Raw genomic sequence first — 22,225 nt, 5'->3', positions numbered from 1 at the left:
GCGGGACATGACCACGATCTACGACGTCGCGTCGCGCGCCGGAGTGTCACCGGCGACCGTCTCGCGCGTGTTCAACGGCACCAAGGTCTCGCCCGAGAAGGTCGAGGCCGTGCGCCGTGCGGCCGCCGATCTCGACTTCACGCCCAACCGTGCCGCCCGCAGCCTGCGCACGCAGACGTCAGAGGTGATCGCGCTCGTCATCCCCGACATCGAGAACCCGTACTTCACCGAGATGGCCCGCGGTGTCGAAGACGTCGCGAGCGAGGCGGGGTACTCGGTCGTGCTCTGCAACTCCGATTCGCAGCCCGACAAGGAGTCGACCTACCTGCAGATCGCCATCGCCGAGCACATGTCGGGCGTCATCATCGCCGCGGCATCCGACGCGACGAACCTCGACAGCATCCTCGCGACCGGTCGCCCCGTTGTCGCGGTCGACCGCGCCACGCGCTACGACCTCGACGGCGTCGTGATGGCGAACCGCGAGGCGGGCATCGCGGCGACCGAGTCGCTGATCGCCGCGGGCTACCGCCGCATCGCCTACATCGGCGGGCCGGAAGACATCGACACCGCCGCCGATCGTGCCGCCGGGTGGCGGCAAGCGCTGACGGATGCCGGGCGCGAAGCCGACATCGCGGCACTGCAGCGGTTCGCGACGTTCCGGGTCGACGGGGCGCGGGCGGCGATGGAGGAGCTGTTGGCGCTTCCCGAACCACCGGATGCCGTCGTCGCCGGTAACAACCTCATCGGCGTCGGTGCGATCCAGGTGCTCACCGAGCGCGGGCTGACCCCGCCGGCCGTGGGCGTCGCCGTCGTGGGATCGCTCCCGTTCACGACGCTGTCGCCGACGGCCGTGAGCCTCGTGCGCCTGCCCGCACGGCACATGGGCGTGACGGCCGCCCGCATGCTGCTCGAGCGCATCGCCGGCGACGCCCAGCCCGCCCGCACGGTCGTGCTGCGCGGCGAGACGCAGCGCGCGAGCGCCAACCGCTAGTCGTCGGCCCTGCAACTGGGTCCCTAAGCCTGTCGAGACACCCCGCCCGGGGATGCGTCGAAAGGCTCAGCACCCCGAGCGGGGTGTCTCGGCTGAGCCTGACTACGCAACCAAAGTTTCCACTTGCGATCTGAAATCGATTTCACATATCCTGAAACCGAGCGTGATCAAGGAGGACCACCATGCGATGCACCCTCGGGGTCGACGTCGGCACATCCAGCACCAAGGGCGTGCTCACGGCATCCGACGGCACGATCCTCGCCACCGCCACCCGCGCGCACGACGTCTCGCGTCCGCGCACCGGCTGGGTCGAGATGGATGCCGCGATCTGGTGGGACGAGTTCGCCTCGATCGCCCGCGAACTGATCGCCGCCCACCCGGATGCCGAGATCTCCGCCGTCGGCGTCAGCGGCATGGGACCGAGCATCCTGCTCGCCGACGAGAACGACGAGCCCGTGCGCCCCGCCATCCTCTACGGCGTCGACACCCGCGCGACCGCGCAGATCGAGCGCATCACCGCCGACCTCGGGGTCGACGAGATCACCCGCGTCGGCGGCTCGGTGCTCACCTCGCAGGCGGGTGGCCCGAAGATCGCGTGGATCGCCGAGGAGGAGCCGGATGCCTGGGCGCGCGCCCGCCGCCTCTTCATGCCGGCGTCATGGCTCGCACGCAAGCTCACGGGCGCCTACGTGCTCGACCACCAGTCGGCCAGCCAGGTCTCGCCGCTCTACGACATCGAGAACGAGCGCTGGCACGCTCCGTTCTGGGGCCGCTACGCGACCGCGATCGTGCAGCCGCGCCTCGCCTGGGCGGGCGACATCGCGGGAACGGTGACGGCGCAGGCATCCGAGATCACCGGCATCCCGGCCGGCACCCCCGTCATCACCGGCACGATCGACGCCTGGACCGAGGCCGTCAGCGTCGGCGCGCACGAGGTCGGCGACCTCATGCTCATGTACGGCACGACGATGTTCCTCGTCGCGACGGGGGAGGAGACCCTCCGCACCCCGTCGATGTGGACCACCGCCGGCGCCTTCCCCGGCACCCGCAATCTCGCCGGCGGCCTCTCGACCTCGGGCGCGCTGACCGCGTGGCTCGCAGACCTGACGGATGCCGACTACCCGCAGCTCCTCGCCGAGGCCGAGGCATCCGGGGCCGGCGCCCGCGGCCTGCTCGTGCTGCCGTACTTCGCGGGGGAGCGCACCCCGATCCAGGACCCCGACGCCCGCGGCGTGATCGCCGGCCTCACCCTCGAGCACACCCGCGGCGACCTGTACCGCGCGGCCCTCGAGGCGACCGCGCTCGGCGTGCGCCACAACGTCGAGACCATGCGCGCGGCCGGCGCCGACATCCGCCGTATCGTCGCGGTCGGCGGCGGCACGCAGGGGCGCCTCTGGCTGCAGGTCGTCTCCGACGTCACCGGGCTCGTGCAGGAGGTTCCGGCGACGACGATCGGCGCGAGCTACGGTGCGGCCTTCCTCGCCGCGGTGGCCACGGCCGACGAGCCGCCGCTGATCACCGAATGGAACCCGGTGACCGACACGATCACCCCGAACGACGATCTGCGCGCGACCTACGACACCCTCTTCGACCGGTACGTGCGCCTGTATTCGGCGACGGCCGACGTCGTCCACGAACTCGCCGCCGACCAGCGCGGCGCCACCGGCTCCACGACCACCGCATCCACCCCCGCATCGGAGGAATCATGACCTACACCCTGCCGACCCCGGCATCCCGCCCGGCATCCGCCCCGAAGACCGCGTACCTGATCGCCTCGGGTGACCTGCGCGAAGCCGCCAACACCGGCGGCTGGCCCGTGCAGGTCGAGCTCGAGGCGGGCGTCACCGGCGTCTTCAACGACCTCGGCTGGACGGTCATCCGGGCCAACGACGTCGACCCCGCCACCGGCCACGGCTTCATCTCGAGCCAGCGCATGGGCCTCGAGGTCTTCAAGAACATCCCGACGGATGCTCCGCTCATCGTCGCCGAGGCCGTCTGGCAGTACTCGCACCACGTGCTCGCCGGGCTCCGCACGCACCAGGGGCCCATCCTCACGGTCGCGAACTTCGCGGGCGACTGGCCCGGACTGGTCGGACTGCTCGGGCTGAACGCCGGACTCACCAAGATGGACAAGCCCTACGCCTCGATCTGGTCGGTCGACTTCACCGACGAGTGGTTCAAGAACGGCATCAAGGAGTGGACCGAGACCGGCGCCATCACCCACGACGCCTCGCACGTGCGCCCGCTGCCCGAGCTGCCCGACAGCCCCGAGAAGCAGCTGGGCGAGGCGCTCGCCGCCGAACTCCTCGCCGAGAAGGCCATCATCGGTGTCTTCGACGAGGGCTGCATGGGCATGTACAACGCCATCTTCGATGACGAGCTGCTCAACCAGACCGGCATCTACAAGGAGCGCCTGTCGCAGTCGGCGCTCTACGCCGAGATGCTCGAGGTCACCGAAGACGAGGCGAACGCCGCCTACGACTGGCTGATCGATGCGGGCATGACGTTCGTCTACGGCGAGGATGCCGCCACCGAGCTCACCCGCGAGCAGGTGCAGTGGCAGCTCAAGATGTACATCGCCGCCCTCCGCATCGCCGACGATTTCGGGCTCGACGCGGTCGGCATCCAGTACCAGCAGGGACTGAAGGACCTGGTTCCGGCGTCCGACCTGGCCGAAGGCATCCTGAACTCCACCGAGCGCCCGCCGGTCACCTCGCGCGACGGCTCGCGCGTGCTGCACGAGGGCCGCGCGTTCCCGCACTTCAACGAGGCCGACGAGGGCGTCGCGGTCGACGCGCTCGTCACCGACCGCGTGTGGCGCGCGATGGGCCTCGTGCCCGACAACACGCTGCACGACGTGCGCTGGGGTGAGGACTACGACGGCCAGTTCGTGTGGGTCTACGAGATCTCGGGCTCGGTCCCCGCCTCGCACCTCGGCGGATGGCAGAACGCCGAGGGCTGGCGCCAGGGCCACGTGTTCTTCCCGGCCGGCGGCGCCACGATCAACGGCGTCTCGAAGCCCGGTGAGCTCGTTCTCTCGCGCGTGTTCATCGCCGACGGCATCCTGCAGGCCGACATCTTCCGGGCATCCGTCGTCGAGCTGCCCGCCGAAGAGACGCAGCGCCGCAAGGACGCCACGAACCCGGAGTGGCCGATCGCCCACGTCGTGCTGCACGGCGTCTCGCGCGACCAGTTCATGGCCCGCCACAAGGCCAACCACGCCCAGACGGTCTACGCGCCCGACGCCGAGACCGCCGACAAGGCGCTCATCGCCAAGGCCGCGATGTTCGCCGGCATGGGCATCAAGGTCAACCTCGTCGGAGACGTCGCGGTCTGATCCCCGGAGGGGCGAGGGGCGGATGCTTCGGCATCCGCCCCTTTCGTGTGCGCATCGATCGTCTCGCGTGCGCATCGATCGGTGCGCGTGTGCATCGATCGGTGCATAGTGCCGGCTATCGGAGCGGATGACCGACGTTTCGCAGCGATCGATGCACCCGACGGGCCCGCTCAGACCTCCGTGTTGCGCGAGACGTACGCCGTGCGCTCCACCACCGGCCGCACCAGCTCGGTGATGCCGCGCCGTTCCAGAAGCGCCGGGTCGTCGGCATCCTTCGACGTCACGAAAGCGGGGTCGGCGCCGGACTCGCAGGCATCGACCCAGGCCTGGAAGATGGAGCCGCCCGGGCTCATCGCCCCGCGGCTGATCGGCGTCTCGTCCTCGTCGACCTCGACCACGATGCCGAGCGTGCGCGCCGGCGCCGGGCGGCGTTCGCGCAGCTCGGGGATGAGCTCGGCGAAGCGGCGGCCGATCGGCTTGGCGGTGCCCGTCTGGTCGACGAGGCCGAGCGTGTACTCGAGGTCGGGGAAGTCGGCGAGGTCGCGGCTCACGTCGTGCGAGCACCACCACGTCACGCCCCACAGGTCGTCGGTGCGGGCGACCGAGCGCAGCGTCGCCTCGAGGAAGTCGGGGGTCTGCTCGGGGGTGAGGCAGTTCGACGGCGCCCCGACCTCTTGCAGCCAGATCGGCTTGTGCGGATCGGTCGCGAACGCGCGCGCGAGCTCGATCATGTACTCGGCATGACGATCGGATGCCGTCGACCGCCCGCCGTACTTCTGCGCGGTGCCGTTGAAGATCCACGAGTGTACGGTGGTCATCGCGCCGAGCCGCGAGGCCAGTGCCGGGGTGAAGCCGTGCCCGTCCATGTACCAGGCGGCGTCGTACTCGCTGTGCACGTGGCGCTGCGCGGGCGCGGATGCCTCGGCCGCGTCGAGCAGCGTCGTGATCCAGTTCGCGGCCTCGGCCTCGGTGACCGGCCAGGGCGAGGGATGCGTCTGCGCCGAGAACTGGTTCGTCTCGTTGCCGAGTGTGAAGCCCAGGAAGTTCCGGGCATCCGTCAGTCGCTCGCCCAGGCGTGCGACGAGCTCGGCCTGCCCGCTGAGCGCCTCGGGATGCGTGAACATGTTCTTGTCGTGCCAGGTGAACAGCCACGACGGGATGAAGTCGAAGCTCGACAGGTGCCCCTGGATCACGTCGACGCTCGCGTCGAGTCCGAACTCCGCGGCGACGTCGACCACGGCGCGCACATCGTCGACGGCTTCTTCGCGGATGAGCGTGCGGTTGGGCTGCAGCACCGTCCACAGCGGGAAGATGCGCAGGTGGTCGAGGCCGAGATCGGCGAGGGCGGCGAAATCGCGGCGTACCTCGTCGAGGTCGAGCGACATCCACGCGTGCATCCACTTCGATCGCGGCGTGTAGTTGGCGCCGAAGCGCAGGGGGTCGGCGGGGGAGAGGGCGACGTTGTCCATCCGGCCAGCCTAGCCACGGCATCCGTGCGATCGCCGACCCCGGTGACGTGCGATCAGCGAGGAACGCCCGGGGCTACCGCGCGCCGGAGAACGCCGCGAAGTCGGCGTACGACACGTCGGCGTAGGCGCGTGCCCAGTCGAGGATCGCCTCGCCGACCACGCGTCCGCCGCCGATGTAGCCGGCGACCTCGGTGGCGGTGACGCACTGGCTGTGCGCGCGGGCGATCACGGCGGCGCAGGCCTGCGCGTAGGTGACGAAGGGGCCGTCGTCGAGCTCCTCGACCTCGACCCCGCCCTTCATGTCGTGGAACTGCCGCACGTAGTAGTCGGCTGCCGGTCCCCGCAGGTGGCCGAGGAACGGGTCCGACACGGCCTGGAGGATCCGCTGCATCGCGACGACCCGTGCTCCCTCGCCGTGCTCGTCGATGATGTGCTGGAGCCCCGCGGGTTGATCCACCCGTCCGTACTCGACGAGCACGCTCTGCGAGGCCTGCTTCGGCTGCATCAGCAGGGTGCCGCCGGTGCCGTCCTGGAACAGCACCAGGTAGCAGCGCGTACCGACGCTCCCGACCCCGACGACTCGGCGGGCGACGTCGCTGACGTCGAAGTGCTCGAACAGCAGCGCGATGTCGGCGCTGGCGTTGCGGCGGTACTGCATGACGAGCTCGTGCACGATCGCGAGCACCTCGGGGCCGACCGGGCTCGTGGTGGGCTCCTGGTGCACGAAGCGGCGGCGGCCCGCGGCATCCGTCTCGGTCAACCGGCGCACGGCGCGCTCGCCGGTGCGGCGCTGGGCCTGGCGCACGGCCCCGCGGATCGCCTTGCGGGCGGCCGGGTCGAGCAGCCCGCGCGAGGATTCGACGTCGAAGTGCGTGAAGTAGCGGGCGGTCGGGGTGAGCCGGGTCGCCCGACGGATGCCGCGGACGTACGACGCGACGGCCGCCCGCACCGCCGCGTCGATGACCTCGTCGCTGCGTCCCGTGGCCCGTCCGCCGACGACGATGCTCGCCGCGAGCCGCTTGACGTCCCATTCCCAGGGCGCCCACGCGGCTTCGTCGAAGTCGTTGAGGTCGAACATCAGGCTGCGCTCGGCCGAGGCGTAGAACCCGAAGTTCGACACGTGGGCGTCGCCGCAGGACGCGACGAGGATGCCGGAGTGCGGGGCATCCGCGAGGTCGGCCGCCATGAGCGCCGCCGTGCCGCGGTAGAACGCGAAGGGGCTCGCCGCCATGCGTTCGGTGCGCAGCGGCACCAGTTCGGGGATACGGCTGCGGTTCTGGCGATCGAGGATGCCGAGGGGATCGCGGGGCGTCGTGGCGAGCGCGGCGAGGGCGCGGCGCGGGGTGCGCTTGCGTGAGGCGACGCCCCGGTCGCGCAGTGCGTCGCGCGTGATCGGGGGCGTCCATTCCGGGGCCATGGGGTCATTGTGACAGTCCGGCGGTGCGTACGCGTGAGAGATTTGAGGGATGATCCGTGCCGCCGACCTCCGAGGGGCGGATGCCGTCGCCGTCGGGCGCCTCGTCGAGGACTACCTCCGTCAGACCGAGAGCGAGAAGGTCGCGCACGGTGCGGCGCCGGCCCCGGCATCCGATGCCCTGCCCGACGCCTACCGCCGCGAGGTCGACGACCCGGCGGATGCCTACGGCGACTGCCGCGTGTTCGTCGCCGAGCTCGACGGCGAGGTCGTCGGGGTGGTGGTGCTGCGACCCGATGCCGAGGGCGTCGAGATCAAGCGGCTCTGGGCATCGCCCGAGGTGCGGGGCCGGGGTGTGGGATCGGGGCTGCTCGACGCGGCGATCGCGGCCGGCTCCGGCGACGTGCGTCTGTCGGTCTGGGACTGGCGGGGCGACGTCATCCGCCTCTACGAGTCGCGCGGGTTCGTGCGCGTGCCCTCGTGGGATGCCCGTCCGGCCCTCGTCTGCATGCGCTTCTCTCCTCGTGAGGGGTCGTGACACGCCGCACCGGAACCTCGACGCGCGGCGTGTTCTGACCCCTCAGGCCGGCGGCAACCGCAGCACGTCGGGCGACTCGCCGCCGGTGAGGTCGTCGGCGATGCGGATGCTGCGCGCCAGATCGTCGAGGGCACCGTCGAGGGTGCCGAAGCGCTCGCGCTCGCTGCAGATCGCGGTGAGGGTGACCAGGTGCGTCCCCGTGTCCCACGTGTAGGTCGTGAACGGAGGGGCGCTCGGCGACGGCGGCATCGCGACGACGAGCTTCTCGCCCGCGCCGAGCGCCGTGCGGAACGAGACCGTGTCGTCGTACTCCATCGGCATCGACGCCCGCGCGATGCGCACCTCGGGCGTGAGTTCCTGCGTCGTCGCCATCGCGACGACCAGCTCGGGGTCGGCCTTCCACGTCCACACCAGCACGCGCCCGTCGGCGCGCTTCATGAGCATGGGGGCGGCCTGGCTCATCATCCACGCGCCGAGGCGCGACCCCGGCCGCTCGGTCGCGCCGAGGGCCGCATTCGCCTGGCCCAGCAGCATCCGGATGGCCGCCTTGCGGTGGCGTCGGCCCTTCCAGCCCAGCGAGTCGGTCACGGGGATCCACAGCGAGGGGTCGGCATCCGCAGTCAGGCGCATGTCTCCACGGTAGACGGTGTTGCCGATGACAAACCTTGTCAACGCGACTATCGTTGACGGTATGGCCACGATGAACGTCTCCCTCCCCGATCCGCTCAAGCGCTTCGTCGAGGAGCAGTCGTCCGAGCGCGGCTTCGGGACGAGCAGCGAGTACGTTCGCGATCTGATCCGCCACGAGCAGGAGCGCACGCAGATGCGCGCGCTGATCGTGGCGGGGATGACGTCCGGTCAGGGATCGGAACTCAACGCCGACTACTTCGACGGTCTGCGTGCCGGTCTCGATGAGGGTGAGACCACCGCCTCGTGACCTCGAAGAAGGTCGTCACCACGCGAATGGCCGACGACGACATCCGGGATGCCGTGGCGTATCTGCGACGATCTGCGGGGCGCGACGTCGCGGCCCGGTTGATCGATGCGTTGGAGAGCACCGTGTCCCACATCGGGGACTTCCCGGCGATCGGTTCATCGCGCTTCGCGGTCGAGACGCGAATCGCGGAGTTGCGTGACGTCGCACTGCATCGTTTCCCGTACGTCGTGTTCTACACCGACGATGTCGACGCGGTTCGCATCCATCGCGTGCTCCACAGCAGCCAGGACATTCCGTCGGTCTTCGCTCGGCCGTAGCAGGCAGGCGTGTCGAGGTGGGGTGTTGCCGGGAGGATGCCGGTGGGCCTCGAAGCCCCGCCCAGGGGCCTCGGGTAGAGTTGCCAGCGCCCTCCGGGGCACCCCTGGCCGCGAACCGTAAGGCAGCATGTCTGTTTCTCCCACCGACCCGACCAGCGCACCCGACACCGGGGAGCGACCGCTGCGCATCCTGATCGGCGCCGACACGTTCGCGCCCGACATCAACGGCGCCGCCCGCTTCGCCGAGCGTCTGGCCGCCGGTCTCGTGCAGCGCGGCCACGACGTGCACGTCTCGGCTCCGAACCAGGCGTACCGCCGCTCGAAGCCGCACATCGAGATCATCGAGGGCGAGCGCATGACCCTGCACCGGCTGCCGTCGGTGCGCTGGGCGCCGCACGACTGGCTGCGCTTCGTGTGGCCGTGGCGTTCGAAGCACTGGGCGCGCACCGTGCTCGACCGCGTCAACCCCGATGTCGTGCACATCCAGTCGCACATCGTGATCGGCCGCGGCCTCGCCCGCATCGCGCGCCAGCGCGGCATCCCCGTGATCGCCACGAACCACGTCATGGCCGAGAACATCCTCGAGCACACGACGATGCCGGATGCCGTCAACCGCTTCATCACGAAGCACGCGTGGGCCGACGCCAAGCGCACCTTCGACATGACGCGGGCGGTCACCACGCCCACCCGCCGGGCCGCCGACTTCCTCGAGAGCACGGTCGCGGTGCAGAACGTGATCCCGGTGAGCTGCGGCATCGATCGCTCGCAGTACACCCCGGTGATCGCCCCGCGCGAGAAGAACCGGATCGTGTTCGTCGGGCGTCTCACGGCCGAGAAGCAGATCGACGTCATCCTGCAGGCCATGACCAAGCTCGACCCGGCGCTCGACACCACCTTCGACATCGTCGGCGGAGGCGACCAGCGCAAGCAGCTCGAGAACCTCGCGAACCAGCTCGGCCTCGGCGACCGGGTCACCTTCCACGGCCGCACCTCCGACGACGAGCTGCGGATGCTGCTCTCGCGGGCGAGCCTGTTCGTGATCGCCTCGATCGCCGAACTGCAGTCGATCGCGACGATGGAGGCCATGGCCTCGGCGCTGCCGATCGTCGCCGCGGATGCCGTCGCGCTGCCGCACCTCGTGCACCACGGCGAGAACGGCTACCTGTTCGAGCCGGGCGACGCCGACGCGCTCGCCGCGCGCCTGACCGACGTGCTGACCGCCGAGCCGACCGAGTACGCGCGCATGCAGCAGGCGTCGCTCGACGGCGTCGCGATCCACGACATCAATCGCACCCTCGACACCTTCGAGGCGCTGTACCGCGACGCCCCTCTGCCCGAGTGACGCGCATGCACGTCGTGTTCTTCGGCGACCAGCACCTCGACTCGCTCGGTGGGGCGCAGGTCTCGATGCGACTGCAGCGGGAGTTCCTCGAACGAGCCGGGCACACGGTCACCGTCGTCGCGCCGCGCATGCACGGGGCGCGGGCGGCGGCCGGCGCGACGGATGCCGCGTACCTCGACCTGCCCTCGATGCCGATCACGCTCGACCGCGAGTACTCGATGACCTGGCCGGGGCGTGCGACCGACCGCTTCCTCGACCGTGCCATGACCACGCGTCCGCCCGTCGATCTCGTGCACGTGCAGGCCGATTTCTGGGGCGCGTTCATCGGTCACCGCTACGCGCAGCGCCACGGCATCCCGGTCGTGCACACGATGCACAATCGCGTCGATGTCGGGATCGCCGCCGTCACCCCGTTGCACCGCCCGGTGCTCGGGGCGTTGAACCTGTGGCGCCGCGCGGCGCTGCGCGGGATCGGTCGGCCGGTCGGCGGCGGCGACGGCTGGGCGTTCCTGCGCGGGCTCGCGGCCGGGGCATCCGCCGTCACCGCGCCCTCGACGCACTTCGCCCGCCGCCTCGAGCAGCACGACGTGTTCGATGCGGTCGACGTGATCTGGAACGGCATCGACGACGACGTGCGCGCCGCCGTGCTCGCCGACCGCGCGCATTCGGTTGCTGAGCCTGTCGAAGCACGGATGCCGGGACGCCCGCGGTTCGTGTGGCTCGGGCGCATGAGCCCCGAGAAGCGGCTGCTGCCGTTCCTCGAGGCGTGGAACGCGGCGGGCATCGACGCCGACCTCGAGATCATCGGCGGAGGAGGGCAGCGTGCGGCGGCCGAGAAGCTCGTCGCCGGACGCCCGGGCGTGCGCTTCGCCGGGCGCCTCACCTACCCGCAGACCCTCGCCCGCATCGCCGCGGCCGACGCGCTCGTGCAGACGTCGATCGGCTTCGAGACACAGGGCATGACCCCGTTCGAGGCCGCGACGCTCGGCACGCCCTCGATCATCAGCGACCCCGACATCGCCGCCGAGCTCGGGGGCGGGTTCTGGGCGGTGGCCGACGCCGACGGTGCGGAGCCGGCGCGCGTCGCGGCGCTCGCCGAGACGCTGCGGGTCGCGGCATCCGATATCTCCGCCGGCACGGCACCCACCCCGCTGCCCGTGGTTGCCGAGGCTTTTCGTCAGTCGTCGCGCACCGCCGCGATGATCGAGGTCTACGAGCGCGTGCTCGCCGAGGACTGATTCGCCGAGACACCACTTCGGCCCCGAGGCATCACGTCGGGCGTGGTGTCTCGGGGCCGAAATGGTGTCTCGCCGCGCCCGCTTACAGGAACGCGTAGAACAGGCTGGAGATCCAGCCGAGGATGATGCCCAGCAGCTGCACGCCGCCGACGCCGATCGCGACCCCCGCGAAGACCTGGCCGCCGGGGCGCCGCACCGCGATGAGTCCGAGCACGAGGGCAGCCGCGCTGGCGAGGAACGTGACGACCCCGAACAGCAGGGTGAAGATGCCGTAGCCACCATCGCCGTAGCCCGAGTAGTAGCCGATCGACGACAGCAGGAACGGCTGGATCAGCACCTGCAGCGCGCCGATCGCGGCGACCGCGAGGGCGATGATGAACGCGACGCGCGCGAGCGCGTTCGACGAACCGGCGGCGCGCGCCGGTGCCGGGCTCGCGCCGTATGCGGGCTGCTGTGTGGCGGCGTAGGAGGCGGCGCCCGGGTGCGGGTAGGCGCCCTGCGGGGCGGCCTGACCGTAGGGCTGCGCTTGCGGCTGGCCGTATGCCGGTGCCTGCTGCGGTGCCTGCTGCTGCCCGTATGCCGGGGCCTGCTGCGGTGCCTGCTGGCCGTACGGCGGCGCGGCCGGGTACTGCGGGTCGGCGGGAAGAGCGGATGCCGCCGGCGGAGCGCTCGGGAACTGCTGCTGCGGCGGGTTCGTGTCGTTCCCGTTCGGGGGCGTGGGGGGAACGGGAGGCAGCTGCGGGTCGCTCATGGCTCCGAGCGTAGTCGTCCGAGCGGCCCGGCGGGGTGAACGGTTCGGGACGGCCATTCGACGAGCTCCGGGACTCAAGATCCGGGGGACAGCGTGAGGGACTGGGTTGCGGAGCCTGCCGAAGCGCCCCCGCGAACGGGCAAGTCAGCGGTAGACGTGGCCGGACTCGGCGCGGCGCAGGGGTTCGCGATCGACGACGCGGGTCCAGTCGGTGGGGGTGGCGCGGTATCCGTCGCGGCGCAGTTCGACGACCGTGGCGACGAGAGCCCAGAGGGCGAGGGCGGCGAGGAGGATGAGGAGTACCATGGCAGAAACGCTACGGTCGACGTCGATCCGCCACGAGTGGCAGGATGGACGTATATCGTATGAAATCTGCCATTCGGGAGTGCGCATGAAGACAGTCGCCTGCATCGTCCAGGACGGGTTCGCCCCGTTCGAGTTCGGCCTCGCGTGCGAGGCCTTCGGGCTCGACCGGTCGAACGACGGCGTTCCGAACTTCGATTTCCGCGTCGTCGCCCCGCATCCCGGCGTCGTGGCCTCCAAGCTCGGCTTCTCGCTGAACGTCGAGCACGACCTCTCGTTCGCCTACGAGGCCGATCTCGTCGTGTTCTGCCCGGTTCCGCGTGAGTACTGGGACCGCATCGATCCGCTGCTGCTCGACGTCGCCCGCGATGCGGTCGCCCGGGGCGCCTGGGTGCTCACGATCTGCAGCGCCTCGTTCATCCTCGGGGCCGCGGGCGTGCTCGACGGTCGTCGCGCCACCACGCACTGGATGTACTCCGAGATCATGGCCTCGATGTACCCGGAGGTCGAGATCGATCCCGACGTGCTCTTCGTGCAGGACGGTCGCATCATCACCAGCGCCGGCACCGCCGCGGGCATCGACGCGTGCCTGCACCTGCTGCGGCAGGAGCTCGGCGCCGAGCTCACCAACCGCATCGCGCGCCGCATGGTCGTGCCGCCGCAGCGCGACGGCGGCCAGGCGCAGTTCATCGATCGTCCGATCCCGGTCGTGCCGAGCGACTCGCTCGCCGCGGTCGCCGACTGGGCCGTCGAGCATCTGCGCGACGAGCTCGGGGTCGATCAGCTCGCCGCCCGCGCCCTCATGTCTCCGCGCACCTTCGCCCGCCGGTTCAAGGCCGAGTACGGCGCGACTCCGGCGGCCTGGCTCGCGCGCCAGCGCATCATCCACGCCCAGCGGATGCTCGAGCGCACCGACTTCCCGCTCGATCGCATCGCCGACGAGTGCGGTTTCGGCTCGGCGGCCGTGCTGCGTCAGAACTTCGCCCGCGTGCTCGGCCTGACGCCGACCGCCTACCGCGCCCGCTTCTCCTGCGCCGACGACGAGGTGCCGGCCGCCTGAGGTTGCGCCCTCGGGAGGGATTCTCGCCTTCGGCAGGATGCATCCGCTGTTCCGGTCCTGCGGAGCCCGTGTTCTCCTGCGCAGCGCGTGCGTGGTGGGGCCCTTCGACAGGCTCAGGGATCCAGTATTCGGGGGACGGCGTGAGGAACTGGGTCGCTGGGCCTGTCGAAGCGTCCCCGCCAGAGCCCGCGTCAGAGGGCGCGGGTCGTCGACCGCTCGACGAGAGAACAGGGCAGCAGCACGTGCGCGGCATCCTGCTCGGGCGAGGCCAGGCGTGAGAGCAGCAGCTCGACCGCGCCGTGCGCCATGTCGAGGATCGGCTGCCGCACCGTCGTGAGGTCGAACGCCTGCCACGACGACATCGCGACGTCGTCGAAGCCGAGGATCGAGACGTCCTCGGGCACCGCGACGCCGAGCGCGGTGGCCGCATTCAGCGCTCCGAAGGCGACGAGGTCGTTGTGGCAGAAGAGCGCGGTGGGCGGCTCGGGCAGCTGCAACAGGCGAGTCGTGGCGTCGAAGGCGCGCGTGTAGTCGAGGTCGGCGACCTCGAGCAGGTCTTCGTCGAAGGAGACACCGGCGGCGGCGAACTCGAGCAGGAAGCCGCGGTGCCGGTCGTTGACGGATGCCGCGCCCAGGGGTCCCGAGATCACGCCGATGCGCCGGTGGCCGAGGTCGAGCAGGTGCCGGGCGGCGATGCGTCCGCCCTCGAAGTTGTCGGGTGAGATGGAGTCGGATGCCGGGGCGGCGCCCGGGCCCATCGTGACCGAGGGTACGCCGAGCGAGACGATGCGCCCCTCGTCGTCGGGGGAGAGCAGCGTGGTGGTGAGGATGACGCCGTCGACGTTGGTCTCCCAGAGCGTGCGGGCGAGGTCTTCGGTGGTGTCGGCGCGCCCCGAGAGGATCAGCGTGCGGTAGCCGGCGTGGTTGAGCTCGCCGCTGATGGTGTGCAGCAGTTCGGCGTAGTAGCTGTTGCGCGGGTCGCCGAGCACGACGCCGATCGTCTGCGTGCGGCTGGTGACGAGGCTGCGGGCGCTGAGGTTGGGGCGGTAGCCGAGCTTCTCGATCGCCGCCTCGACCTTGGCGCGGATGTCGTCGGACACCCCTTCGCGCCCGTTGACGATGCGCGAGACCGTGGTCTGCGAGACTCCGGCCGCTTTGGCGACATCGATGCTCGTGACACCGCGGGACTTCGGCGGCATGGGATCTCCTCTGGGCGTGCCGGGACTCCCATGCTAGACGGCGCGGGGCGGCGATGACTACGCAACCCTCGGTGCGGCCCCTCCCGCGTCGCGCGAACGCGGCCCGGAATGTCGCTGAACGTCGGTCAGGCGTGCCAGTGCGCGGGCGAGGGCAGGGTGTGATCGCGCACGTCGACGCCCGACGGCGCGACGGATGCCGTGGCGTACAGCAGCGACTGCGTGGGGTAGCCGTGCGGGCGGTTGTCGCGGATGATCGCGCGGTCGTCTTCGGGGGAGAGTTCGGCGCTCTCGGCGAGGAGGGCGGTCCACTCGGCCACCCAGTCCGCGCTCTCGGCGGCCGGAGCGAGCGCGCGGAACCTCGGCAGCCAGGTGCGGATGCGCGGGGTCACCGCATCGTCGAGATCGTCGTGGGCGATCATGTGCGTGCCGGCGGCGACGGGCGTGGTGCGCAGCTCGGCGCCGTCCCACGAGAGCACCCGCGCTCCCTCGGGGCCGACCTCGAGCAGGTTGAAGCCGTGCATCGGCAGAGGGCCCTCGGGTGAGCGGCCCGCGACCGACTCGAGGGCGAGCGATCCGCGCGAGACGGCGCGGTCATCGGGCAGCTCCTGCACGTCGGCGCGGTTGAGCAGCACGGCGAGGCGCCGGCGCTGCGGGTCGACCGCGAGCCAGGCGCCGCCCGCACGACGGTCGCGGATGCCGATCACGCCCGGGTACTGCTCGGGCCACCACGGCCCCAGGGCATCCCACTCACGCTGCGGGTCTTCGTCACGCACCGCCAGCAGTCTCACCGACGCGGCATCCTCGACATCGATCACGACCGTGCACACGCTCTCGATCCTATGCGCGCCGTTGGGCGGATTTCTCGTTGTTGGGCGGACTTTTCGGGGCGAGGCATCCGCCCCACGCGGAGTTCTCCGCCCGTTGGGGAGGAGAACTCTCGCTTCGCAGGATCGGGAGGGCGGATGCTTCCTGCGGAAGGCGTACTCTCCTCCGCTGCGGGGCCCTTCGTCTCGCTCCGCTCGCTCAGGGGGGCGCCGCTCGCTCACGACCGAGGCCTCGGCTCCTGAGCGAGGAGCGCAGCGACGAGACGAAGGGCGTCCGGGCGGAGTTCTCTCCGTTGGGCGGACTTTCCGGGGCGAGGCATCCGCCCGACGCGGAGTTCTCCGCCCGTTGGGGAGGAGAACTCTCGCTTCGCGGGGCAGGGAGGGCGGATGCCTCCTGCATAACGTGAGTTCTCCTCCGCTGGCGCCCCGCGCCCCCGGATGCTGCGGCAGAATCGAAGCGTGAACATCGTCGTCGGAGTCACGGGCGGCATCGCCGCGTACAAGACGGTGCACCTCGTGCGCCTCCTCATCAAGGCCGGTCATGACGTGACCGTCGTGCCCACCGAAGACGCGCTGCGCTTCGTCGGCACCCCCACGTGGGAGGCGATCAGCCGGCATCCCGTCACGACGAGCGTGCACGACGACGTCGCCCGCGTACGTCACGTCGCTCTGGGGCAGGCGGCCGAGCTCGTGATCGTCGCGCCCGCCACCGCGAACACGATCGCGTCGATGACGGCCGGGCTGGCGAGCGACCTGCTCGGCACGACGCTGCTCGCCACCGAGGCTCCCGTGCTGATCGCGCCCGCCATGCACGCCGAGATGTGGCGGCATCCGGCGACGCAGTCGAACATCGCGACCCTCCGCGAGCGAGGCGTGCACCTGGTGGGTCCCGCCGACGGCGAGTTGGCCGGCGGAGACAGCGGGCCGGGGCGGATGTCGGAGCCGGAGGAGATCTTCGCCGCGGCCCAGGCGCTGCTCGCTCCCGGCGATCTCGCGGGCCTTCGTGTCGCCGTCTCGGCGGGCGGCACTCGGGAGCCGATCGACCCCGTGCGCTTCCTCGGCAACCGTTCGAGCGGACGTCAGGGCACCGCGCTCGCCGCGGAGGCCGCCGCCCGCGGTGCCGAGGTCACCCTCGTCGCCGCGCACATCGATGCCGCGATCCTGGCGTCGGCGCGGCATCCGTCGGTCGCGATCGTTCGCGTCGGAACGGCGGCCGAACTCGGAAGCGCGATGAAGGACGCCGCGGCATCGGCGGACGTCGTGATCATGGCAGCCGCGGTCGCCGACTACCGACCCGCGCGCGCCGCCGACCACAAGCTCACGAAGGAGGAGGGCGTGCTCGATCGCGTCGACCTCGTCGAGAACGAGGACGTCGTGGCCGCGCTCGCCGCTCGTCGCGCCGAAGGCCGCGCCCCCGAGAGGCAGACGATCGTGGCGTTCGCCGCCGAGACGCTGACGGATGCCGAGCAGCGCCGTGAGCGCGCTCGCCGCAAGCGCGAGCGCAAGGGCGTCGACCTGCTGGCCGTGAACCTCGCGGATGCCGAGAACGGCTTCGAGCGCACCGACAACGCGGTCGAGATCATCGGTGAGGGCGGGGCGGTCGTGGCCGAGGCATCCGGGACCAAGCGCGAGGTCGCGGGCACGATCTGGGATGCGGTGCGGATGCTGCGCTGATGAGGGCATTGTCGATGGGGTGCCGCCCTGCTAAACTTGAGTCAACACAACTCAACTTTTGAGTACTCATCGAGCAGAAGGAGTCTCCCAGGAGGGACAGATGACCACCCCGCAGACCGGTTCCCAGAACGACCAGCAGTCCGCACTCGAGCAGTTCGGGATCAACCTCACCGACCGCGCCCGTCAGGGCAAGCTCGACCCCGTGATCGGCCGCGACAGCGAGATCCGCCGCGTGAGCCAGGTGCTCACCCGCCGCACCAAGAACAATCCGGTGCTCATCGGCGAGCCCGGCGTCGGCAAGACCGCCGTCGTCGAGGGCCTCGCCCAGCGCATCGTCGCGGGTGACGTCGCCGAGTCCCTCAAGGACAAAGAGCTGATCACGCTCGACATCTCGGCGCTCGTCGCCGGCGCGATGTACCGCGGGCAGTTCGAGGAGCGGCTGAAGCAGGTCCTCAAGGAGATCACCGAGTCCGACGGGCAGATCATCACGTTCATCGACGAGCTGCACGTGCTCATGGGCGCGGGCGGCGGGGAGGGCTCGGTCGCGGCATCCAACATGCTCAAGCCGATGCTCGCCCGGGGAGAGCTGCGCCTCATCGGCGCCACCACGCTCAACGAGTACCGCGAGTTCATCGAGAAGGATGCCGCGCTCGAGCGCCGCTTCCAGCAGGTCTACGTCGGCGAGCCGACCGTCGAAGACACGATCGCCATCCTCCGCGGGCTCAAGGAGCGCTACGAGGCGCACCACAAGGTCGCCATCTCCGATGGTGCGCTCGTGGCGGCGGCATCCCTGTCGAACCGGTACCTGCCCGCGCGGCAGCTGCCCGACAAGGCGATCGACCTGATCGACGAGGCCGCCTCGCGGCTGCGCATGGAGATCGACTCGGCCCCGGTCGAGATCGACGAGCTGCGCCGCCACGTCGACCGTCTCAAGCTCGAAGAGCTCGCGCTCAAGAAGGAGAAGGACCCGGCATCGAAGGAGCGCCTCGCGACTCTCCGCGCCGACCTCGCCACCGAACAGGCCAAGCTCGGCGAGCTGCAGGCCCGGTGGGAGCGCGAACGCGCATCGCTCAACCGCGTCGGCGACCTGAAGACGCGGTTGGATGCCGCCCGCAGCGACGCCGAGCGCGCGCAGCGCGAAGGAAACCTCGAGCGCGCCTCCCGGCTGCTCTATGCCGAGATCCCGGCGCTCGAGCGCGAGGTCATGGAGGCCGAGCGGTCGGAGTCCGTCGACTCCGACGGCGAGCGGCGCATGGTCAACGAGCAGGTCACCGATGAAGACATCGCCGGTGTCATCGCGGCGTGGACCGGCATCCCCGTCGGCCGCCTGCTGCAGGGCGAGACCGAGAAGCTGCTGCACCTCGAGTCCGAGCTGGGCAAGCGCCTGATCGGACAGAAGGATGCCGTCAAGGCCGTGTCGGATGCCGTGCGCCGCTCGCGCGCGGGCATCAGCGATCCCGGTCGCCCCACCGGTTCGTTCCTGTTCCTCGGGCCGACCGGCGTCGGAAAGACCGAGCTCGCGAAGGCGCTCGCCCAGTTCCTCTTCGACGACGAGCACGCCATGGTGCGCATCGACATGTCGGAGTACGGCGAGAAGCACTCCGTGTCGCGTCTCGTCGGAGCCCCTCCCGGGTACGTCGGTTACGAGCAGGGCGGTCAGCTGACCGAGGCCGTGCGTCGTCGCCCGTACAGCGTGATCCTGCTCGACGAGGTCGAGAAGGCGCACCCCGAGGTGTTCGACGTGCTGCTGCAGGTGCTCGACGACGGCCGCCTCACCGACGGGCAGGGCCGCACGGTCGACTTCTCGAACGTGATCCTGATCCTGACGTCGAACATCGGCTCGCCGATCCTCATCGACCCGGTGCTCTCGGTCGAGCAGAAGCGCGAGCAGGTGATGGCGCTCGTGCAGCAGGCGTTCCGGCCCGAGTTCCTCAACCGTCTCGACGACATCGTGATGTTCCAGGCGCTCAGCGAAGACGACCTCGCGCAGATCGTGGAGCTGTCGATCGATCAGCTGCACACGCGGTTGCACGATCGCCGGCTCACCCTCGCGGTCACGCCCGACGCCCGATCGTGGCTCGCCGAGCGCGGGTACGACCCGGTTTTCGGTGCGCGCCCGCTGCGCCGCCTCATCCAGAGCGAGGTGCAGAACAAGCTGGCGACCGCGCTGCTCTCGGGCGGCGTGCGCGACGGCGACACGGTGCGCGTCGACGTCGCGGCCGACGGCACGGGTCTCGTGCTCACGGCCGAGGCGCCGGCATCCGTTCCCGACGACGATGACGACGTGATCGAGGCCGAACTCCTCGACGACTGAGCGGCGGTGGCTGCGACGCTTCGACAGGCTCAGCGACCCAATCACTGGGTTCCGTATCCAGCACTGGGTCCCTGAGCCTGTCGAAGGGCCCGCCCGAAGGACTGGGTCCCTGAGCCTGTCGAAGGGCCCGCCCGCGCTACTTCAGCCGTTCGCTGTGGATCCCGTCCAGCGCGTCCTTCTCGAGCCCCTGCCCGATGATCGAGTGACGTCGCGAGTAGGCGAAGTAGATGATCATGCCGATCGCGAGCCAGATCGCGAACCGCACCCACGTCTCGGTGCTGAGGTTGAGCATCAGCCAGAAGCAGGCGAGCGCCGAGATCCACGGCAGCCACGGCGAGAGCGGAACCATGAACGGACGCTCGAGGTCGGGGCGGGTCTTGCGCAGGATCGGCACACCGATGCTCACGAGCACGAACGCCGACAGGGTGCCGATGTTGATCATGTCGCCGAGCACCTGCACGTCGAAGAACCCGGCGATGATCGCGATGATCACCCCGACGATCAGCTGGATGCGGATCGGGGTGCCGCGCTTCTTGTCGGTGACGCTCAGGGCGCGGGGCAGCAGGCCGTCACGGCTCATCGCGAACACCACGCGCGCGAGGCCCATGAGCAGCACCATCACGACCGTGGTCAGGCCGACCAGGCTGCCGATTGCGATGACCTGCGCCGCCCAGGTCGCGCCGACGAGTTCGAAGGCGCTCGACAGCGACGGTTCGTCGAGCTTCGCGAGCTCGGTGTACGAGACCATTCCGGTGATGACGATCGCGACGAGCACGTAGAGCACGGTCACGATGATGAGGCCCAGGATGATGCCGCGGGGAACCGTGCGCTTCGGGTCCTTGGTCTCCTCGGCGCTGGTGGCGACGACGTCGAAACCGATGAACGCGAAGAACACCAGTGCGGCGCCCGAGAGGATGCCGAACACGCCGTACATCGTCGGGTCGGAGCCGGTCATGAACGAGAACAGCGACTGGGTCCAGGCGCTCTCCGACGCCACGCCCTCCTGCGCCGGGGGAACGAACGGCGAGTAGTTCGCGCCGTTCACGAAGAAGAGTCCGACGACGATCACGAACAGCACGATCGCGACCTTGATGACCGTGAAGACGCTGTTGACGCGGCTCGACAGGCGCGTGCCGAGTGCGAGCAGCAGGGTGAAGATCGCGACGATGACGACGGGGCCCCAGTCGAAGCTGACGCCGCCGAGCTGCACCGACATCGGGATGTCGAGGTCGAACAGCGAGACGGTGTCGCCGAGGTACACGCCCCAGTACTTCGCGATGACGGCAGAGGCCATGAGCATCTCGAGGATGAGGTCCCAGCCGATGATCCAGGCGAGGAACTCGCCGAGCGTCGAGTACGTGAACGTGTACGCGGAGCCGGCGACCGGGATCGACGACGCGAACTCGGCGTAGCAGAGGATCGCGAGGCCGCACACGGCGGCGGCGATGATGAACGAGATGATGACGGCCGGACCGGCATGACGGGCGGAAGCCTCGGCTCCGACCGAGAAGATGCCGGCGCCGACCGCGACCGCGACGCCCATGACCGCGAGATCCCAGACGCCGAGCGAGCGTTTGAGGGAGCGTTTCTCGTCGTGCGTCTCCGCCATCGACTGCTCGACCGACTTCACTCTGCGCTGAATCGCCATGCCGACGATTGTAGGTCGCGGCCGTCGCGCTGCACCCCTTACGAAACAGAACGCTCCCGCCGCACTTCCTGTCGGAATGACCGGGTCAGACCGACAGGAAGTGCGGCGGGAGCGAAGGATTCCGAGCGGATGCCGGAACGGAGGGGTGGGATCAGGCGCTGAGGATGACCGTCTCGGCGATCGGGCGGCGCACGCGCGGTGCGGTCTCGCGCTGCTGCAGCACCTCGGGGAGGGCGGTCACGTCGCCGAACTCGCCGACGGCGAAGACCGTGACGGCCGAGAAACGGGGCTCGAGGTCGGCGAACTCGCGCACGGCCTCCGGGTCGAATCCGCTCATCTGGTGCACGAGGAGTCCCTCGTGGTGAGCCTGCACCGAGAAGTGGGCGACGGCCTGACCGAGGTCGTAGAGGGCGTGGGTGATCGGCGTGCCGTCTTCGGTGGCGGTCTCGGCGACGGCGACGACGAGGACGGCGGCGTTCACGGCCCAAGCCTGGTTGAAGCCGACGAGTGCGTCGACGACCTGTGCGTGCAGAGCCGTTCCGCGACGGGCGACGATGAAGCGCCACGGCTGCGAGTTGTTGGCCGAGGGTGTCCAGCGGGCGGCTTCGAGGGAGGCGGCCAGCTTGGCCTCGTCGATCGCGTTCTCGGCGTCGAAGGCGCGGGGGCTCCAGCGCTCGGCGAGCACCTCGAGGACGGGGTGCTCGGTGGGTGCGGTGCGGACGAGGGTGGGAGTGCTCACGGTTGTGCCTTTCAGACGGGGTGCCGATCGGACTCCGTCGTCCGCCTACGCGTGTCTGAACGCATGTGCCCGCATGGATATTCCTGTGGATGTGCGGGTTTCGTCGTGTGACGCGAAAGAGGGACGGATG

The 22,225-nt window shown here is 70.2% G+C and carries 20 protein-coding genes; 11 read left to right on the top strand and 9 right to left on the bottom strand.

The genetic code is table 11. The features are described 5' to 3' along the window. The first annotated feature begins 7 nt into the window (after positions 1-7). The 3 genes from KV396_RS04980 to KV396_RS04970 all read left to right on the top strand — a co-directional run bounded on the left by KV396_RS04980 (position 8) and on the right by KV396_RS04970 (position 4,328). The gene (locus tag KV396_RS04980; RefSeq protein ID WP_247957045.1) at positions 8-991 is read left to right on the top strand and encodes a LacI family DNA-binding transcriptional regulator; all 984 of its coding nucleotides are present in this window, start codon (positions 8-10) and stop codon (positions 989-991) included. 182 nt (positions 992-1,173) lie between these two features. Continuing rightward, entirely contained in the window at positions 1,174-2,700 is a 1,527-nt protein-coding gene (locus KV396_RS04975; RefSeq protein WP_247957044.1) for an FGGY-family carbohydrate kinase, read from the top strand. After that, complete coding sequence (locus tag KV396_RS04970) at positions 2,697-4,328, top strand: fucose isomerase (RefSeq protein ID WP_247633676.1); 1,632 nt, start codon at positions 2,697-2,699, stop codon at positions 4,326-4,328. Before KV396_RS04975 ends, KV396_RS04970 begins: the two co-directional genes overlap by 4 nt. Positions 4,329-4,498: 170 nt before the next feature. Here the strand turns inward: KV396_RS04970 and KV396_RS04965 are convergent, their stop codons facing one another. Both KV396_RS04965 and KV396_RS04960 read right to left on the bottom strand, forming a co-directional pair. Next, positions 4,499-5,797: a glycoside hydrolase 5 family protein gene (locus KV396_RS04965; protein WP_247957043.1), complete on the bottom strand. Its 1,299-nt coding sequence runs from the start codon at positions 5,795-5,797 to the stop codon at positions 4,499-4,501. 73 nt (positions 5,798-5,870) lie between these two features. After that, complete coding sequence (locus tag KV396_RS04960; RefSeq protein ID WP_247957042.1) at positions 5,871-7,214, bottom strand: DUF2252 domain-containing protein; 1,344 nt, start codon at positions 7,212-7,214, stop codon at positions 5,871-5,873. A 49-nt stretch (positions 7,215-7,263) separates the two neighbouring features. Here KV396_RS04960 and KV396_RS04955 point away from each other — a divergent pair, with 49 nt between their 5' ends. After that, positions 7,264-7,749, top strand: a complete 486-nt coding sequence (locus KV396_RS04955; protein WP_247624352.1) for a GNAT family N-acetyltransferase — start codon at positions 7,264-7,266, stop codon at positions 7,747-7,749. A gap of 42 nt (positions 7,750-7,791) precedes the next feature. On the opposite strand, the gene KV396_RS04950 is transcribed toward KV396_RS04955, so the two are convergent. Then, positions 7,792-8,379: a hypothetical protein gene (locus KV396_RS04950; protein ID WP_247624354.1), complete on the bottom strand. Its 588-nt coding sequence runs from the start codon at positions 8,377-8,379 to the stop codon at positions 7,792-7,794. Positions 8,380-8,440: 61 nt separating this feature from the next. On the opposite strand from KV396_RS04950, the gene KV396_RS04945 reads away from it, so the two are divergent. The 4 genes from KV396_RS04945 (at position 8,441) to KV396_RS04930 (ending at position 11,583) form a co-directional block, all read left to right on the top strand. After that, on the top strand, positions 8,441-8,686 hold the full coding sequence (locus KV396_RS04945) for a ribbon-helix-helix domain-containing protein (protein ID WP_247957041.1): 246 nt from the start codon (positions 8,441-8,443) through the stop codon (positions 8,684-8,686). Beyond that, on the top strand, positions 8,683-9,003 hold the full coding sequence (locus KV396_RS04940; protein ID WP_247957040.1) for a type II toxin-antitoxin system RelE/ParE family toxin: 321 nt from the start codon (positions 8,683-8,685) through the stop codon (positions 9,001-9,003). Before KV396_RS04945 ends, KV396_RS04940 begins: the two co-directional genes overlap by 4 nt. 127 nt (positions 9,004-9,130) lie before the next feature. Continuing rightward, positions 9,131-10,345: a glycosyltransferase gene (locus tag KV396_RS04935; protein ID WP_247957039.1), complete on the top strand. Its 1,215-nt coding sequence runs from the start codon at positions 9,131-9,133 to the stop codon at positions 10,343-10,345. A gap of 5 nt (positions 10,346-10,350) precedes the next feature. Further along, positions 10,351-11,583 carry a glycosyltransferase gene (locus KV396_RS04930; protein ID WP_247957560.1) on the top strand — a complete coding sequence of 411 codons (1,233 nt, stop codon included), beginning with the start codon at positions 10,351-10,353 and terminating at the stop codon, positions 11,581-11,583. An 82-nt stretch (positions 11,584-11,665) separates the two neighbouring features. On the opposite strand, the gene KV396_RS04925 is transcribed toward KV396_RS04930, so the two are convergent. After that, positions 11,666-12,334, bottom strand: a complete 669-nt coding sequence (locus KV396_RS04925; RefSeq protein ID WP_247957038.1) for a hypothetical protein — start codon at positions 12,332-12,334, stop codon at positions 11,666-11,668. A gap of 144 nt (positions 12,335-12,478) precedes the next feature. After that, positions 12,479-12,640 carry a hypothetical protein gene (locus tag KV396_RS04920; protein ID WP_247624357.1) on the bottom strand — a complete coding sequence of 54 codons (162 nt, stop codon included), beginning with the start codon at positions 12,638-12,640 and terminating at the stop codon, positions 12,479-12,481. An 85-nt stretch (positions 12,641-12,725) separates the two neighbouring features. Between KV396_RS04920 and KV396_RS04915 the strand changes: the two genes are divergently transcribed. Next, complete coding sequence (locus KV396_RS04915; RefSeq protein ID WP_247957037.1) at positions 12,726-13,697, top strand: GlxA family transcriptional regulator; 972 nt, start codon at positions 12,726-12,728, stop codon at positions 13,695-13,697. Between the two features lie 191 nt (positions 13,698-13,888). On the opposite strand, the gene KV396_RS04910 is transcribed toward KV396_RS04915, so the two are convergent. Together KV396_RS04910 and KV396_RS04905 are read right to left on the bottom strand one after the other, a co-directional pair. Continuing rightward, on the bottom strand, positions 13,889-14,896 hold the full coding sequence (locus KV396_RS04910; RefSeq protein ID WP_247633685.1) for a LacI family DNA-binding transcriptional regulator: 1,008 nt from the start codon (positions 14,894-14,896) through the stop codon (positions 13,889-13,891). Between the two features lie 125 nt (positions 14,897-15,021). Continuing rightward, complete coding sequence (locus KV396_RS04905; RefSeq protein WP_247624360.1) at positions 15,022-15,723, bottom strand: NRDE family protein; 702 nt, start codon at positions 15,721-15,723, stop codon at positions 15,022-15,024. 456 nt (positions 15,724-16,179) lie between these two features. On the opposite strand from KV396_RS04905, the gene coaBC reads away from it, so the two are divergent. Then, positions 16,180-17,394, top strand: a complete 1,215-nt coding sequence (coaBC, locus tag KV396_RS04900) for a bifunctional phosphopantothenoylcysteine decarboxylase/phosphopantothenate--cysteine ligase CoaBC (RefSeq protein ID WP_247957036.1) — start codon at positions 16,180-16,182, stop codon at positions 17,392-17,394. A gap of 100 nt (positions 17,395-17,494) precedes the next feature. Further along, positions 17,495-19,708 (top strand): ATP-dependent Clp protease ATP-binding subunit, encoded by a 2,214-nt coding sequence (locus KV396_RS04895; RefSeq protein ID WP_247624362.1) that lies wholly within the window; start codon positions 17,495-17,497, stop codon positions 19,706-19,708. Between the two features lie 136 nt (positions 19,709-19,844). Here the strand turns inward: KV396_RS04895 and KV396_RS04890 are convergent, their stop codons facing one another. Both KV396_RS04890 and KV396_RS04885 read right to left on the bottom strand, forming a co-directional pair. Beyond that, positions 19,845-21,356 carry an APC family permease gene (locus tag KV396_RS04890; protein WP_247957035.1) on the bottom strand — a complete coding sequence of 504 codons (1,512 nt, stop codon included), beginning with the start codon at positions 21,354-21,356 and terminating at the stop codon, positions 19,845-19,847. A 151-nt stretch (positions 21,357-21,507) separates the two neighbouring features. Then, the gene (locus KV396_RS04885) at positions 21,508-22,095 is read right to left on the bottom strand and encodes a nitroreductase family protein (protein ID WP_247957034.1); all 588 of its coding nucleotides are present in this window, start codon (positions 22,093-22,095) and stop codon (positions 21,508-21,510) included. Positions 22,096-22,225 lie beyond the last annotated feature (130 nt).

This window comes from Microbacterium galbinum, assembly GCF_023101185.1.
In the GTDB taxonomy this organism is placed as follows: domain Bacteria; phylum Actinomycetota; class Actinomycetes; order Actinomycetales; family Microbacteriaceae; genus Microbacterium; species Microbacterium galbinum.
Note: the sequence above shows the minus strand (reverse complement) of the source record. Positions and strands in the feature narration are given on the sequence as shown.

Bases quoted from the DNA above. Each gene is read 5' to 3' on its own strand.
- KV396_RS04980 (WP_247957045.1), top strand. From the start codon at position 8: ATGACCACGATCTACGACGTCGCGTCGCGCGCCGGAGTGTCACCGGCG.
- KV396_RS04920 (WP_247624357.1), bottom strand. From the start codon at position 12,640: ATGGTACTCCTCATCCTCCTCGCCGCCCTCGCCCTCTGGGCTCTCGTC.
- KV396_RS04910 (WP_247633685.1), bottom strand. From the start codon at position 14,896: ATGCCGCCGAAGTCCCGCGGTGTCACGAGCATCGATGTCGCCAAAGCG.
- KV396_RS04935 (WP_247957039.1), top strand. From the start codon at position 9,131: ATGTCTGTTTCTCCCACCGACCCGACCAGCGCACCCGACACCGGGGAG.
- KV396_RS04890 (WP_247957035.1), bottom strand. From the start codon at position 21,356: ATGGCGATTCAGCGCAGAGTGAAGTCGGTCGAGCAGTCGATGGCGGAG.
- KV396_RS04960 (WP_247957042.1), bottom strand. From the start codon at position 7,214: ATGGCCCCGGAATGGACGCCCCCGATCACGCGCGACGCACTGCGCGAC.
- KV396_RS04915 (WP_247957037.1), top strand. From the start codon at position 12,726: ATGAAGACAGTCGCCTGCATCGTCCAGGACGGGTTCGCCCCGTTCGAG.
- KV396_RS04955 (WP_247624352.1), top strand. From the start codon at position 7,264: ATGATCCGTGCCGCCGACCTCCGAGGGGCGGATGCCGTCGCCGTCGGG.
- KV396_RS04950 (WP_247624354.1), bottom strand. From the start codon at position 8,379: ATGCGCCTGACTGCGGATGCCGACCCCTCGCTGTGGATCCCCGTGACC.
- KV396_RS04945 (WP_247957041.1), top strand. From the start codon at position 8,441: ATGGCCACGATGAACGTCTCCCTCCCCGATCCGCTCAAGCGCTTCGTC.
- KV396_RS04970 (WP_247633676.1), top strand. From the start codon at position 2,697: ATGACCTACACCCTGCCGACCCCGGCATCCCGCCCGGCATCCGCCCCG.
- KV396_RS04930 (WP_247957560.1), top strand. From the start codon at position 10,351: ATGCACGTCGTGTTCTTCGGCGACCAGCACCTCGACTCGCTCGGTGGG.
- KV396_RS04965 (WP_247957043.1), bottom strand. From the start codon at position 5,797: ATGGACAACGTCGCCCTCTCCCCCGCCGACCCCCTGCGCTTCGGCGCC.
- KV396_RS04975 (WP_247957044.1), top strand. From the start codon at position 1,174: ATGCGATGCACCCTCGGGGTCGACGTCGGCACATCCAGCACCAAGGGC.
- KV396_RS04895 (WP_247624362.1), top strand. From the start codon at position 17,495: ATGACCACCCCGCAGACCGGTTCCCAGAACGACCAGCAGTCCGCACTC.
- KV396_RS04925 (WP_247957038.1), bottom strand. From the start codon at position 12,334: ATGAGCGACCCGCAGCTGCCTCCCGTTCCCCCCACGCCCCCGAACGGG.